Here is a 13,157-nt window from a genome sequence, read left to right on the forward strand (position 1 = left end):
CTTTTGAAATGTGGAAGTATTTTAAAAGCCGGAATTACTTCTTCAAAACCACCAGCACATCTTCGAGTTCGGAGATCATCTGGCGGATCATTTGCTTGTATTGGGTGGTGTCGTCTTTGGCTTCATCACCGGACATACGCTGGCGCGCGCCGCTGATGGTGAACCCCTGGTCGTACAGCAACGCACGGATCTGTCGGATCATTAGCACATCCTGGCGCTGATAATACCGACGGTTCCCGGTGCGTTTGACGGGGTTGAGTTGAGGAAACTCCTGCTCCCAATAGCGCAGCACGTGCGGCTTTACCGCACAGAGCTCGCTGACTTCACCAATGGTGAAGTAGCGTTTGCCTGGGATGACGGGCAGTTCGTCGTTATGACTTGGTTCCAGCATAAGCCTCAACTCGGGCCTTCAACTTCTGCCCTGGACGAAAGGTGACCACACGGCGAGCCGTGATCGGGATTTCTTCTCCCGTTTTTGGATTGCGGCCAGGCCGCTGGCGTTTGTCCCGCAGGTCAAAATTGCCGAAACCGGACAATTTGACCTGCTCGTTGTCTTCAAGTGCGTGCCTGATTTCTTCAAAGAACAGCTCGACCAATTCCTTGGCCTCGCGCTTGTTCAGGCCCAGCTCTTCATACAGACGTTCCGCCATCTCAGCTTTCGTCAAAGCCCCCATACGTCACTTCCTTAACGTGGCGTTCAACCTTTGTTCGAGCGAGGTGAGGATATTTTGCGTCGTCGTATTCACCTCATCGTCATTAAGAGTGCGCGATGGATGCTGCCAGGTCAAGCCAACTGCAAGGCTTTTTCTATGCGGATCAATGCCTTTACCCTGATAGACGTCAAATAGCCTGAGGTCTGTCAGCCATTCCCCTGCATTTTCACGGATTACGTCCAGAACAGCACTGGCCGCAACACCTTGATCGGCAATCAGCGCCAGATCACGTCGTACTTCAGGGAAACGCGACAACTCGCTGAATTTAGGCATTTTGCCCGAGGCCACTTCAGCCAAGACTAGCTCAAAAACGAAGACTGGACGGTCCAGCCCCAAGGTTTTCGACAGTTCCGGGTGAATCGCGCCAACGAAGCCCACCAGGCGACCTTCACGTTCGATACGGGCGGTCTGGCCCGGGTGCAACGCCGGGTGTTTGCCAGGGGTGAAAGTGAAGGCATCCAGCGCACCGGCAAAGCCCAGCACCGCTTCCACATCGGCCTTGACGTCGAAGAAGTCGACGGTGTCGCGACCTTGTGCCCAGCCTTCCGGCAGACGGCTGCCGCAAACCACGCCAGCCAGCATCGGCTCTTGTTTCAGGCCATCCAACTGACCGACAAAACGCAAGCCGCTTTCGAACATGCGCACGCGGTCTTGCTGACGGTTCAGGTTGTGGGAAAGCGCCTTAACCAGACCCGGCCACAGCGACGAGCGCATGGCGGCCATGTCGTTGGAGATCGGGTTAGCCAGCAACAGCGGCTCGACACCCGGGTTGAACAGTTCGAATTGCTTTGGATCGATGAAGCTGTAGGTCACCGCTTCCTGATAACCACGGGCAACCAGCAGGCGACGCAGTTCCGGCAGGTGTGCACGGGCTTCGGCTTTCGGCTGCGGCGCCAGGCGCGCTTGCGGGTAACGAACCGGCAGGCGGTTGTAGCCGTACAGGCGGGCCAGTTCTTCGATCAGGTCGACTTCCAGGCTGATATCGAAGCGATGGCTTGGCACTTCTACGTGCCACTGCCCTGCTTCACCGGCCGAGATGCCGAGGCCGAGTGCCGACAGCAGGCGCTCGATTTCAACCGGCTCGATCACCAGGCCGAGCATTTGCTCAACGGCCTTGGCGCGCAGGATGATCGGTGCAACCGACGGCAGGTGCTGTTCGCTGACGGTTTCGATGATCGGGCCGGCTTCGCCGCCAGTGATTTCCAGCAGCAGGCCAGTGGCGCGCTCCATGGCTTCACGGGCTAGCTGCCAGTCCACGCCACGCTCGTAGCGGTGCGAGGCGTCGGTGTGCAGGCCGTAGGAACGGGCCTTGCCAGCGATGGCGATCTGATCGAAGAAAGCGCTTTCGAGAAAGATGTCGCGAGTGGTTGCGGACACGCCACTGTGCTCCCCCCCCATCACGCCGGCAATCGCCAGGGCGCGGGAATGGTCAGCGATCACCAGGGTGTCGGCACGCAGGCTGACTTCCTGGCCGTCGAGCAGTACCAGCTTCTCGCCTTCCTCGGCCATGCGCACGCGGATGCCGCCGTTGATTTCGGCGAGATCGAAGGCGTGCAGCGGTTGGCCCAGTTCCAGCATCACGTAGTTGGTGATGTCGACGGCAGCGTCGATGCTGCGCACTTCGGAACGGCGCAGGCGCTCAACCATCCACAGCGGGGTTGGCTTGGACAGGTCGACGTTACGGATCACGCGACCCAGGTAACGTGGGCAGGCATTGGGGGCGAGCACTTCGATCGAACGCACTTCGTCGTGCACGGCAGGTACCGCTGCAACCACCGGGCGGGTCACGTTCGCGGCGTACAGTGCGCCGACTTCACGCGCCAGGCCCGCCAGCGACAGGCAGTCGCCGCGGTTCGGAGTCAGGTCGACCTCGATGCTGGCATCTTCCAGTTCCAGATAGACACGGATGTCCTGGCCCACTGGCGCGTCGGCCGGCAGTTCCATCAGGCCATCGTTGCCTTCACCGACCTGCAGCTCCGCCTGGGAGCACAGCATGCCGTTGGACTCAACGCCACGCAGCTTGGCCTTCTTGATCTTGAAGTCGCCTGGCAGCTCGGCACCGATCATGGCGAACGGGATTTTCAGGCCCGGGCGCACGTTTGGCGCTCCGCACACGACCTGGAAGGTTTCCGCGCCGTTGCTGACCTGGCACACACGCAACTTGTCAGCGTCCGGGTGTTGCTCGGTGCTCAGCACCTCGCCCACTACCACGCCACTGAAAACACCGGCGGCCGGCGTAACGCTATCGACCTCAAGGCCGGCCATCGACAGACGAGCAACCAGCTCGTCGCGACTTACCTGCGGGCTTACCCAGCCACGCAGCCATTGTTCACTGAATTTCATCCTGCTCTCCTAAAGATCCGTTACGACTAGCGAAATTGCGCGAGGAACCGCAAGTCGTTGTCGAAGAACAGACGCAAGTCGTTCACGCCGTAACGCAGCATGGCCAGACGTTCAACGCCCATGCCGAAGGCAAAGCCCGAGAATTCTTCCGGGTCGATCCCGGACATGCGCAGCACGTTGGGGTGAACCATGCCGCAACCCATCACTTCCAGCCAGCCGGTCTGTTTGCAGACGCGGCAGCCTTTACCGCTGCACATCACGCATTCCATATCGACTTCAGCGGATGGCTCGGTGAACGGGAAGAATGAAGGACGGAAACGTACCGCCAGCTCCTTCTCGAAGAACACCCGCAGGAACTCTTCGATGGTGCCTTTGAGGTCGGCGAAGTTGATGTCGCGATCAACCAGCAGGCCTTCGACCTGGTGGAACATCGGCGAGTGGGTGATATCGGAGTCGCTGCGATACACACGGCCGGGGCAGACGATGCGGATCGGCGGCTTCTGCGATTCCATGGTGCGGACCTGTACCGGCGAGGTATGGGTGCGCAGCAGCATGTTCGCGTTGAAATAGAAGGTGTCATGCATCGACCGGGCCGGGTGGTGGCCTGGGATGTTGAGCGCCTCGAAGTTGTGATAGTCGTCTTCGACCTCAGGGCCTTCGGCAATGCCGTAGCCGATGTGGGTGAAGAACTGCTCGATACGTTCCAGAGTCCGGGTAATCGGATGCAGGCCGCCCGAGGTCTGGCCACGGCCAGGCAGGGTCACGTCAATGGATTCGGCGGCGAGCTTGGCCGCAAGATCAGCCTCCTCGAGCGACGCCTTGCGCGCATTGAGAACCTCTGTAACACGCTCCTTGGCCACGTTGATCAGCGCACCGACTTGCGGACGCTCTTCAGCCGGCAAATTCCCCAGGGTCTTCATCACCTGAGTCAATTCACCCTTTTTGCCAAGGTAGTGAACCCGGATTTGCTCCAGGGCATTGATATCTTCTGCGCTTTGCACAGCCTCTAGTGCTTGAGAGACCAGCGCATCCAGGTTTTCCATGTACAGACTCCAGATACAAAATAGGGGAAGAGCTTGAAGGCTCTTCCCCTATTTAAGACGTTTAACACCGTGGGCCGCGGAAGCGACCCAGGGTGACTGTCGGGGGTACTTAAGCCAAGGTGGCTTTAGCTTTCTCGACAATCGCAGCAAACGCCGCTTTTTCGTTCACTGCCAGATCAGCCAGAACCTTACGGTCGATCTCGATGGACGCTTTTTTCAGGCCAGCGATGAAACGGCTGTAGGACAGACCGTTAACACGTGCACCAGCGTTGATACGAGCGATCCACAGAGCGCGGAACTGACGTTTTTTCTGACGACGGTCACGGTAGGCGTATTGGCCAGCCTTGATAACCGCTTGCTTGGCAACACGGAATACGCGTGAACGCGCGCCGTAGTAGCCTTTAGCAAGTTTCAGAATTTTCTTGTGGCGCTTACGCGCCATGACGCCACGCTTTACACGAGCCATGAGTTACTTCCTCTATTCTTGACTAAAATTAACGAAGGCGCAGCATGCGCTCGACTTTTGCCACGTCAGACGGATGCAGCAAGCTGCTACCGCGCAGTTGACGCTTACGCTTGGTCGACATTTTAGTCAGGATGTGGCTCTTGAAAGCGTGCTTGTGCTTGATACCGTTAGCAGTTTTCAGAAACCGCTTAGCAGCACCACTTTTAGTTTTCATCTTTGGCATGTTCGGTACTCCGCATTCAGTTGATAAACATAATCAGAAGGCCTGCCGTGCCCTATTGATTACTTCTTCTTTTTCGGGGCGATGACCATAATAAGCTGGCGTCCTTCCATCTTAGGATGCTGTTCGACCGAACCGTACTCGAGCAGGTCAGCTTCAACCCGCTTGAGGAGTTCCATCCCCAGCTCCTGGTGGGCCATCTCACGGCCGCGGAATCGCAAGGATACCTTGGCCCTGTCCCCATCACTCAGGAAACGTACCAGGTTGCGCAGTTTTACCTGGTAATCCCCTTCCTCCGTCCCTGGACGAAACTTGATTTCTTTTACTTGAATCTGCTTCTGGTTCTTCTTCGCCGCGGCAATCTGCTTCTTCTTCTCGAAGATCGACTTGCCGTAGTCCATCACCCGGCAAACGGGTGGGATTGCGTCGGCGGAGATTTCCACCAGGTCCAATTTGGACTCTTCAGCAATACGAAGCGCTTCATCAATCGAGACGATGCCAATCTGCTCGCCGTCAGCGCCAATTAACCGAACCTCGCGTGCCGAGATATTCTCGTTGATCGGGGCTTTCGGTGCAGCTCGTTTATCTTGTCTCATTTCACGCTTAATAATAATTACTCCGAATCTGGGCGACCACGCCGGGAAACCGCTTGCGCGAGGAACTCAGCGAACTGGGCGACGGGCATCGAGCCCAGGTCAGCACCTTCACGAGTACGCACAGCGACAGTCTGCATCTCGACTTCCCGATCTCCGATAACCAAAAGATAGGGAACCTTGAGCAAAGTATGCTCGCGGATTTTAAAGCCGATCTTTTCATTTCTCAAGTCGGACTTGGCACGAAATCCGCTTTCATTGAGAGTTTTTTCAACTTCAGCGGCAAAATCTGCCTGTTTATCAGTGATATTCATGATCACTGCCTGGGTCGGAGCCAGCCACGCAGGGAATGCACCCTCGTAGTGCTCGATCAGGATCCCGACGAACCGTTCGAACGAGCCGAGGATCGCCCGGTGCAGCATAACCGGGTGTTTACGGCTGTTGTCTTCGGAGACGTATTCGGCTCCCAGACGGATCGGCAGGTTAAAATCGAGCTGCAGGGTACCACACTGCCAGACGCGACCAAGGCAATCTTTCAGCGAGAACTCGATCTTCGGACCGTAGAACGCGCCCTCGCCCGGCTGCAAGTCGTATGCAAGCCCCGCACTGTCCAGCGCTGCGGCCAGTGCAGCTTCGGCGCGATCCCACAGTTCGTCGGAACCGACGCGTTTTTCCGGACGAGTGGACAGCTTCATTTCGACTTCGGTGAAACCGAAATCGCGGTACACGTCCATGGTCAGCTTGATGAACGCAGCGGATTCGGCCTGCATCTGCTCTTCGGTGCAGAAGATGTGGGCGTCATCCTGAGTGAAGCCGCGCACGCGCATGATGCCGTGCAGCGCACCCGATGGCTCGTTACGGTGGCAGGCACCGAACTCGGCCAGGCGCATCGGCAACTCGCGGTAGCTCTTCAGGCCCTGGTTGAACACCTGCACGTGGCACGGGCAGTTCATCGGCTTGATGGCGTAGTCGCGGTTTTCCGACTGGGTGGTAAACATGTTGTCGGCGTAGTTGGCCCAGTGCCCGGATTTCTCCCACAGGCTGCGGTCAACGACTTGCGGCGTCTTGATCTCCAGGTAGCCGTTGTCGCGCTGAACCTTGCGCATGTACTGCTCGAGCACCTGGTACAGGGTCCAGCCGTTCGGGTGCCAGAACACCATGCCCGGCGCTTCTTCCTGGAGGTGGAACAGGTTCAGGCGCTTGCCGATCTTGCGATGGTCGCGTTTTTCGGCTTCTTCGATGCGCTGGATGTAGGCCGCCAGCTGCTTCTTGTCAGCCCAGGCAGTGCCGTAGATCCGCTGCAGCTGTTCGTTCTTCGCGTCACCGCGCCAGTAGGCACCGGACAACTTGGTCAGCTTGAACGACTTGAGGAAGCGTGTGTTCGGCACGTGCGGGCCACGGCACATGTCGACATATTCTTCGTGGTAATACAGGCCCATGGCCTGCTCGTCCGGCATGTCTTCCACCAGGCGCAGCTTGTAGTCTTCGCCGCGGGCGGTGAACACGTCGATCACTTCGGCACGCGGAGTGACTTTCTTGATGACGTCGTAATCTTTTTCGATCAGCGCGTGCATGCGCTGTTCGATAGCCGCCAGGTCGTCCGGGGTGAAAGGACGCTCGTAGGCGATGTCGTAATAGAAGCCTTCGTCGATGACCGGGCCGATGACCATCTTCGCGGTTGGGTACAGCTGCTTGACCGCATGGCCAATCAGGTGCGCGCAAGAGTGGCGAATGATCTCCAGCCCCTCTTGATCCTTGGGCGTGATGATTTGCAGGCTGGCATCGCCGGTGATCAGGTCGCTGGCGTCAACCAGCTTGCCGTCGACCTTGCCGGCCACGGTGGCCTTGGCCAGGCCGGCACCAATGGATGCGGCGACCTCGGCTACGGAAACCGAATGATCGAATGAACGTTGACTGCCGTCGGGAAGAGTAATAGTTGGCATGGCGCCTCCTCTCCTAGTGGTGACCCCTACCAAAGGTCACGTGGGTTGGGATGAGCCAGTACAAGATCCAATACCAGGCCGTTCAGTGATGAACGCCTGCCTTACAGCGGCAGGAGCCTTTCGGCCAACCGATAATCGAACCAGAGTGACTGGAGTTAAACAAAAAAGACCTTGGCAAGGCGGCATAGGGCGCGCCGGAAAATAGCCAAGCGAAAGATGCTAGCACAGATGAACGGTCATGGCGCCGAAGCCGCTTCACGAAACGAAAATTCCCGGCTTTTAAGGGCAAAAGTGAACTTGAACTGTACGGCAACCCTCAAACACACCGAGAATCGCCGTTCGTCCACGACTCCAGGAGCATTTGATTATGCGTTTTACCTCGACTTTCGCCCTTGCTGCATCCCTGACCCTCATGTCCCTGGGTGCGCACGCCGCAGCCCCGTCGAACTGGCCTGCCGGTGCGCGGGACAGCTTCATCAAGGATTGCAGCGCAGCCGCCCAGCAAAGTGTTGATGCCAAAACCGCCAAAGACCACTGTGAATGTGGCGCGGACAAAATCAATGCCGAATTGAGCAGTGCCGAAATCAAGGAACTCATGACCAACCAGAACGCAGATCCTGCGCTCAAGACCAAAGCTGTGACGGCTATTTCGTCCTGCAAAGTCGTGAAGAAAAAGTAATTGTTACACCCTGCCAGACCGGCTGAAGGACCAGAAATCGCCATGAAAACTGCCATTTCTCACAAATTACGCAGCTTTTACGGCTTTTTTTAACAGCTGATATTTCGCCTGAAAGCCCCGTAGATCGGGGCTTTCAGCCAACCAAGGCATGAAACACAACGCGATTGATTAGCAAACAATGCCTTGGGGGGGCTCCCAAGCCGAACATTTCGACTATGATAGCTCGGTGTGCCCAGTTGGCCTGAGCAGCACAGCACTACTGAAAATATATGTTTCTTGGAGATACACCATGTCTAATCGCCAAACCGGCACCGTTAAATGGTTCAACGATGAAAAAGGCTTCGGCTTCATCACTCCTCAAGGTGGCGGTGACGACCTGTTCGTACACTTCAAAGCTATCGAAAGCGACGGTTTCAAAAGCCTGAAAGAAGGCCAAACCGTTTCCTTCGTGGCTGAGAAAGGCCAAAAGGGTATGCAAGCTGCACAGGTTCGCCCAGAGTAATTCTGCGCCGAACTAAAAAAACCCCGTCCATGTGACGGGGTTTTTTATGGCCTGGAGAAAAGCGCTGGAGCAATCAGCCGCAATTGACCCGATTGATCACAAGGTTGTCATCGGTATTGAGGTTCAGGCGATCGGAGCGGTATTCCAGCGTGACCATGTCATCTGGCTTGAGAATGCGTGCGTTCTGCGCTCCGGCGCGGCTACGGGCCTGTTCCAGCAATTGTGGCGAAGCTTTCTGGCCGATTGCGAACTCGGCAGCCTTCGCCTCACAGCGGCTATGACCAGCATCGGTCACGGCAGTGTCTTTGGCTGGCTCAGAGGTACCCGGGGTGCTGCAACCCGACAAGGCGAGCGCAGCCAACAAAGTACCGAATGATGCGAGCTTCCAAGGCATGAAGCCTCCTTTGAGAAAAAATGGACAGAGATCGTGCGACCGTGGTTTGGCCGATTGGTTTCAGAATTGTCACAATTGGCTGTGGGCCAGTCTGCCTGAGTCGACACCGGGCGCTGGCGAATCAATCGTCACCAGATATGAACGCACTCAGTAGATGTCGATGTAATCAAACGGCGGCGTTGGCCAGTTCTGCTTGAGCGCGTTGAAAATCTGCATCACCCACACCTCGTCGCTGGCTGCGACGTTGCCGACATAACCCGAACCCGCCGCCCAGGTCTCCAGGCGGAACAGAAGGCCGTCGATATCGACGCCACCCACCACGCCCGAAGAAATGTAGGCAATGCCGGCCTTGGTAACGCGCAATTGGGTGTGAACGTTGTCACTGGCGGACGCAAGCAGCTGCCGCACAGCGTCCAGCGTCAGGTTCTCGGTGTTGTTCAAGTCGATCTGCACGCGGTTTGTCCTGGCAATTAAACAGGCGGACAGTGTCGCACAGCCCTCCCCTCATGCCTAAGTAGCAGTGCCAAACACGGCGCAAAATGGTTAACTCCCTACGCAGAACGCACTAACCGCCTTTCAGCCTCGCGAGACACCCATGACCATCGTCACGATCCACGCCGACATCAAAGCCAAGTGGCCCCACGGGCAAAGCTCCTACAGCCCGGGCAGCCCGGAGGAGTTGGCAATCATCGGTATCGACCTGCTGGTCAAGGAACTGGGCACACAGGCCGCGCAGGCATTCATCGGCCAGGTATTCGAGAAATACCCGGCCGATCACATGGGGGCGCCAGACCCCGAGCGCGAATAAGACCCGGCCGACGAACGTCGACCGGCAGACTGTTTACTTCAGGCGACCAAGGCGCTCGGTCAGCAGATCGAAGAAGCCCTGGGCATCGCCATTTTCAACCCAGAACGCGTTCTTCGGTTGTTTCAGGCCATCGTACCAGTCGACGATGGTCTGGCCGAAGGTCGGGCCTTCACGGCTGTCCACCACCACGTTGACCTCACGGCCGCTGAACAGCGCAGGCTTGAGCAGGTAGGCAATGACGGTAGCGTCATGCACCGGGCCGCCCGGGATGCCGTAGTGCTCCATGTCGCCCTTGACGTATTCATTGAGAATATCGCCCACCACCTTGCTCGCGTTGTTGTTCAGCGCAGCGATTTGCTTCAGGCGTGCGTCGCTGGTCAGGACCTTGTGGGTCACGTCCAACGGCAGGTAGGTCAGCTTGACGCCGCTCTTGAGCACGATCTCGGCCGCGATCGGGTCGGCGAACAGGTTGAACTCGGCCACCGGCGTGATATTGCCGCCGTTGAAGTGCGCGCCGCCCATCACCACCACTTCCTTGATGCCTTGAGTGATCTCCGGCGCCTGGGTCAATGCCAGCGCCAGGTTGGTCTGCGGACCGAGCATGGCGATGGTGATGCTGTGGGGCTTGGCGGTGCTGAGGGTCTTGATCAGGTAATCAACGGCATTGCCTTCGGCCAGGCCTTTTTTCGGCTCATGCACGGTGACGCCGGAGATACCTTCCTTGCCATGGATGTTTTCAGCGTAGATCGGCGTGCGCAGCATCGGTTTCGGTGCACCGGCATATACCGGGATGTCCTCGCGCCCTGCCCATTCGCGGGCCAGGCGTGCGTTGCGGGAGGTCTTGTCGAGGCGCACGTTACCGGCAACGGTGGTCAGCGCGCGGATCTGCAGTTCATCGGGCGAAGCCATGGCGAACAGCAAGGCAACCACGTCGTCGGCACCGGGGTCGGTGTCGATGATCAGGTCGATTTTTTCCGCCGCGTGGGCGCTTGCAGCAGTTAGCACGGACAAAAGCAGCACACTCCGGAACAGGTGTCGCAGGGTTTGGGTACCACGTTGCATGACGCACTCCTTGTCGTTGGGGAATTCTAGAACGTTACGCCGGAAACCAGCGCGATATTGCAGTAGGGCTGGCACTCGCCGGTGCGCACCACCGCCCTCGCCTTGCGGCTGAGCTGCTTGAACTCTTCATGGCTGACCAGGCGGCGCTCGCCGAGGGCGGCCTGTTCGGTCAGGGTATTGAGATCCGCCAGGGCCGGCGGTTGCTTGAGCAGGATTTCTTCCGCGAGCACGTGGCTTTCCACCTGCATCTCGCTGAGGACGATGCGCAAGGTACTGACGAAATCCGGAATGCCTTTGGTCAGCGCCAGGTCGATCAGCTCGACACCCGGCGGCACCGGCAAGCCGGCATCACCGATCACCAGAATGTCGCCATGGCCAAGGGATGCGATCACCCGCGACAGCGCGATATTGAGCAAGGGAGTCTTTTTCATGAGGGCACAAAACCTTGGACGTCATGCAATGTGGGAATAGAGGGTTGCGCACCCGCGCGGGTCACGGACAGCGCGGCGGCTACCTGGCCGAAACGAATGGCCTCGGCCTCGCTCCTGCCGTTGGCCAGCGCGGCTGCGAAACCGCCGACGAAGGTGTCACCGGCAGCCGTGGTATCGACCGCCTTGACCTTGGGCGCGACCAGGTGCTCGAAGCCTTGGCCATCGGCAAACAACGCGCCTTCGGAACCGAGGGTAATGATCACTTTGCCAGCACCGGCCTTGATCAGGCGTGTGGCGGCGGCCTTGGCGCTGTCCAGCGAGTCGACCACCACGCCGCTCAAGGCCGAGGCTTCGCTTTCATTGGGAATCAGGTAGTCGATGGCGGCGTACCAATCCTCGGGCAGCGGACCACTGGCCGGCGCCGGGTTCAGGATCACCGTCTTGCCCAGCTCGCGACCGCGCTTGAGGGCATGGCCGACAGTCTCCATCGGCGTTTCCAGCTGGCAGACAATCACGTCGGCAGCCTGCAGCACACTGTCAAATGCCTGTAATTTGGCTGGGGTCAGCTCGCCATTGCTACCGGCGACAATAACGATCGCATTCTGGCTGCTGTCATCCACCACGATCAGCGCCACGCCGCTGGAACCGTCGACGGTGCTGACGGCCTGGCAATCAATGCCCTCCACCAGCAACGCGTCGCGCAATTGCGCGCCATAGGCATCGGTGCCCACGCAGCCGACCATGGCGACCTCAGCCCCGAGGCGCGCCGAAGCGACCGCCTGGTTCGCGCCCTTGCCGCCGGGAACGGTGGAAAACGATTGGCCGATCAGGGTCTCACCGGCGCGGGGCAGCCGGCTGGCCCGGGTGACCAGGTCCATGTTCAGGCTGCCTATTACCACTACTTTTGCTGGCATACATCAGTACTCATCAATTCGGTTCAGCGGTATTGGGCAAACACACCGGCCAACGGCGCCGTGGACTCGCGCAGGACAATACTCGGCGTCACGATGCGTTGATCGATCGGCAATTGGGGTGTCGCAATTCGTCGCAGTAAAAGCTCGGCCGCCATCTCTCCCAGCTGCAGGATCGACTGGCCCACGGTGGTCAGCGCCGGGTACACGTACTGGCTCATCTGGATATCATCAAACCCGATCACCGACAGCTCACCGGGCACCCGGATATTACGTTCGGCAGCGGCGCGCAAGACGCCGAAGCCAATCATGTCGTTGCCGGCAAAAATCGCGCTGGGGGGATTATCCGCCAGCAATTGCGCCGCGGCCGCGTAACCACCGGTACTGGTGAAATCACTTTCCAGCACACGACCAGCCGGCACTTCGAGCCCCGCCTCGGCCAGGGAGCGGTAGTAGCCCGCCATCCGCATTTGCGCCACGCGGGTATGACTCGGGCCACCAATGCAGGCAATGTCGCGATGCCCCAGATCGAGCAAGTGCCGGGTCGCCAGGTAAGCGCCCTGTTCATGGTCGATGCGCACCAGGTCGACATCGATCCCGTCCAATGCACGGTCGACGATGACCATCGGCGTGCGCACCGCCTTGAGGCCTGTCGCCAGGCCGCTGTCGTCGCCGCCCACCGAGGTCACGATCAAGCCGTCGATGCGTTTTTCCAGCAGCACCCTCAGGTAGCTGCGCTGCTTTTCGGCATTATCGTCGGAGTTGCAGAGGATCACGCAATAGCCGTTACGCTCGCAGTAATCCTCGATGCCCCGGGCCAGTTCCGCAAAATACGGGTTGAGGCTGTTGGGCACCAACAGGCCGATGGTGGCTGTGGTCTTGGCCTTCAGCGAGCGCGCGACCGCACTGGGCACATAGTCGAGCTGCTTGATGGCCGCCTCGACCTTGATCCGCACCGGCTCGCTGACCGGGCGCGTCTTGTTCACCACATGAGACACCGTGGTGTAGGAAATCCCCGCCAGCGCGGCCACATCCTTGATCGTTGCCAT

At 58.7% G+C, this 13,157-nt stretch carries 17 protein-coding genes; 3 read left to right on the plus strand and 14 right to left on the minus strand.

Going from position 1 to position 13,157, the window contains the following annotated elements; genetic code table 11:
* Window positions 1-34 precede the first annotated feature (34 nt).
* The 8 genes from HX805_RS13525 to thrS form a co-directional block, all read right to left on the minus strand.
* Complete coding sequence (locus tag HX805_RS13525) at window positions 35-391, minus strand: MerR family transcriptional regulator (protein ID WP_003219935.1); 357 nt, start codon at window positions 389-391, stop codon at window positions 35-37.
* On the minus strand, window positions 372-674 hold the full coding sequence (gene ihfA / locus HX805_RS13530) for an integration host factor subunit alpha (RefSeq protein WP_002553164.1): 303 nt from the start codon (window positions 672-674) through the stop codon (window positions 372-374). Before ihfA ends, HX805_RS13525 begins: the two co-directional genes overlap by 20 nt.
* Before the next feature lie 3 nt (window positions 675-677).
* Window positions 678-3,056, minus strand: a complete 2,379-nt coding sequence (gene pheT, locus HX805_RS13535) for a phenylalanine--tRNA ligase subunit beta (RefSeq protein WP_008438687.1) — start codon at window positions 3,054-3,056, stop codon at window positions 678-680.
* Window positions 3,057-3,082: 26 nt separating this feature from the next.
* Window positions 3,083-4,099, minus strand: a complete 1,017-nt coding sequence (gene pheS, locus HX805_RS13540; RefSeq protein WP_003219939.1) for a phenylalanine--tRNA ligase subunit alpha — start codon at window positions 4,097-4,099, stop codon at window positions 3,083-3,085.
* Window positions 4,100-4,208: 109 nt separating this feature from the next.
* Entirely contained in the window at window positions 4,209-4,565 is a 357-nt protein-coding gene (gene rplT, locus HX805_RS13545; RefSeq protein WP_003219940.1) for a 50S ribosomal protein L20, read from the minus strand.
* 28 nt (window positions 4,566-4,593) lie between these two features.
* Window positions 4,594-4,788, minus strand: a complete 195-nt coding sequence (rpmI, locus tag HX805_RS13550; protein ID WP_002553160.1) for a 50S ribosomal protein L35 — start codon at window positions 4,786-4,788, stop codon at window positions 4,594-4,596.
* Window positions 4,789-4,847: 59 nt separating this feature from the next.
* Complete coding sequence (gene infC, locus HX805_RS13555; RefSeq protein WP_169875357.1) at window positions 4,848-5,399, minus strand: translation initiation factor IF-3; 552 nt, start codon at window positions 5,397-5,399, stop codon at window positions 4,848-4,850.
* A complete protein-coding gene (gene thrS / locus HX805_RS13560) occupies window positions 5,399-7,321 on the minus strand; it encodes a threonine--tRNA ligase (protein ID WP_003219944.1) in 1,923 nt (640 codons plus the stop codon). Before thrS ends, infC begins: the two co-directional genes overlap by 1 nt.
* 364 nt (window positions 7,322-7,685) lie before the next feature.
* On the opposite strand from thrS, the gene HX805_RS13565 reads away from it, so the two are divergent.
* Both HX805_RS13565 and HX805_RS13570 read left to right on the plus strand, forming a co-directional pair.
* Window positions 7,686-8,000 (plus strand): hypothetical protein, encoded by a 315-nt coding sequence (locus HX805_RS13565; RefSeq protein WP_080673250.1) that lies wholly within the window; start codon window positions 7,686-7,688, stop codon window positions 7,998-8,000.
* Window positions 8,001-8,289: 289 nt separating this feature from the next.
* The gene (locus HX805_RS13570; RefSeq protein ID WP_003179963.1) at window positions 8,290-8,502 is read left to right on the plus strand and encodes a cold-shock protein; all 213 of its coding nucleotides are present in this window, start codon (window positions 8,290-8,292) and stop codon (window positions 8,500-8,502) included.
* A gap of 73 nt (window positions 8,503-8,575) precedes the next feature.
* Here HX805_RS13570 and HX805_RS13575 read toward each other — a convergent pair whose 3' ends face one another.
* Window positions 8,576-8,896 (minus strand): I78 family peptidase inhibitor, encoded by a 321-nt coding sequence (locus HX805_RS13575; protein WP_008438688.1) that lies wholly within the window; start codon window positions 8,894-8,896, stop codon window positions 8,576-8,578.
* Between the two features lie 147 nt (window positions 8,897-9,043).
* Window positions 9,044-9,349 carry a hypothetical protein gene (locus tag HX805_RS13580; protein WP_087693964.1) on the minus strand — a complete coding sequence of 102 codons (306 nt, stop codon included), beginning with the start codon at window positions 9,347-9,349 and terminating at the stop codon, window positions 9,044-9,046.
* Between the two features lie 142 nt (window positions 9,350-9,491).
* Here HX805_RS13580 and HX805_RS13585 point away from each other — a divergent pair, with 142 nt between their 5' ends.
* Window positions 9,492-9,704: a hypothetical protein gene (locus tag HX805_RS13585; RefSeq protein ID WP_003219951.1), complete on the plus strand. Its 213-nt coding sequence runs from the start codon at window positions 9,492-9,494 to the stop codon at window positions 9,702-9,704.
* Between the two features lie 33 nt (window positions 9,705-9,737).
* Here HX805_RS13585 and HX805_RS13590 read toward each other — a convergent pair whose 3' ends face one another.
* Genes HX805_RS13590 through HX805_RS13605 form a run of 4 tightly spaced genes read right to left on the minus strand, consistent with a single transcriptional unit; the run spans window position 9,738 to window position 13,157 of the window.
* On the minus strand, window positions 9,738-10,766 hold the full coding sequence (locus tag HX805_RS13590; protein WP_003219953.1) for a nucleoside hydrolase: 1,029 nt from the start codon (window positions 10,764-10,766) through the stop codon (window positions 9,738-9,740).
* 26 nt (window positions 10,767-10,792) lie between these two features.
* Window positions 10,793-11,197 (minus strand): D-ribose pyranase, encoded by a 405-nt coding sequence (gene rbsD / locus HX805_RS13595; RefSeq protein ID WP_008438690.1) that lies wholly within the window; start codon window positions 11,195-11,197, stop codon window positions 10,793-10,795.
* Window positions 11,194-12,111: a ribokinase gene (gene rbsK, locus HX805_RS13600; RefSeq protein ID WP_008438691.1), complete on the minus strand. Its 918-nt coding sequence runs from the start codon at window positions 12,109-12,111 to the stop codon at window positions 11,194-11,196. The genes rbsD and rbsK overlap by 4 nt, the downstream gene beginning before the upstream one ends.
* 23 nt (window positions 12,112-12,134) lie before the next feature.
* Window positions 12,135-13,157: a LacI family DNA-binding transcriptional regulator gene (locus HX805_RS13605; RefSeq protein WP_177116929.1), complete on the minus strand. Its 1,023-nt coding sequence runs from the start codon at window positions 13,155-13,157 to the stop codon at window positions 12,135-12,137.

The organism is Pseudomonas sp. G5001 (assembly GCF_013385475.1).
Taxonomy (GTDB): Bacteria; Pseudomonadota; Gammaproteobacteria; order Pseudomonadales; family Pseudomonadaceae; genus Aquipseudomonas.

What these genes read in the sequence shown, in the direction of transcription:
- HX805_RS13525 (WP_003219935.1), bottom strand. Translation starts at nt 391, where the DNA reads ATGCTGGAACCAAGTCATAACGACGAACTGCCCGTCATCCCAGGCAAA.
- ihfA (WP_002553164.1), bottom strand. Translation starts at nt 674, where the DNA reads ATGGGGGCTTTGACGAAAGCTGAGATGGCGGAACGTCTGTATGAAGAG.
- pheT (WP_008438687.1), bottom strand. Translation starts at nt 3,056, where the DNA reads ATGAAATTCAGTGAACAATGGCTGCGTGGCTGGGTAAGCCCGCAGGTA.
- pheS (WP_003219939.1), bottom strand. Translation starts at nt 4,099, where the DNA reads ATGGAAAACCTGGATGCGCTGGTCTCTCAAGCACTAGAGGCTGTGCAA.
- rplT (WP_003219940.1), bottom strand. Translation starts at nt 4,565, where the DNA reads ATGGCTCGTGTAAAGCGTGGCGTCATGGCGCGTAAGCGCCACAAGAAA.
- rpmI (WP_002553160.1), bottom strand. Translation starts at nt 4,788, where the DNA reads ATGCCAAAGATGAAAACTAAAAGTGGTGCTGCTAAGCGGTTTCTGAAA.
- thrS (WP_003219944.1), bottom strand. Translation starts at nt 7,321, where the DNA reads ATGCCAACTATTACTCTTCCCGACGGCAGTCAACGTTCATTCGATCAT.
- HX805_RS13570 (WP_003179963.1), top strand. Translation starts at nt 8,290, where the DNA reads ATGTCTAATCGCCAAACCGGCACCGTTAAATGGTTCAACGATGAAAAA.
- HX805_RS13575 (WP_008438688.1), bottom strand. Translation starts at nt 8,896, where the DNA reads ATGCCTTGGAAGCTCGCATCATTCGGTACTTTGTTGGCTGCGCTCGCC.
- HX805_RS13585 (WP_003219951.1), top strand. Translation starts at nt 9,492, where the DNA reads ATGACCATCGTCACGATCCACGCCGACATCAAAGCCAAGTGGCCCCAC.
- HX805_RS13590 (WP_003219953.1), bottom strand. Translation starts at nt 10,766, where the DNA reads ATGCAACGTGGTACCCAAACCCTGCGACACCTGTTCCGGAGTGTGCTG.
- rbsD (WP_008438690.1), bottom strand. Translation starts at nt 11,197, where the DNA reads ATGAAAAAGACTCCCTTGCTCAATATCGCGCTGTCGCGGGTGATCGCA.
- rbsK (WP_008438691.1), bottom strand. Translation starts at nt 12,111, where the DNA reads ATGCCAGCAAAAGTAGTGGTAATAGGCAGCCTGAACATGGACCTGGTC.
- HX805_RS13605 (WP_177116929.1), bottom strand. Translation starts at nt 13,157, where the DNA reads ATGGCAACGATCAAGGATGTGGCCGCGCTGGCGGGGATTTCCTACACC.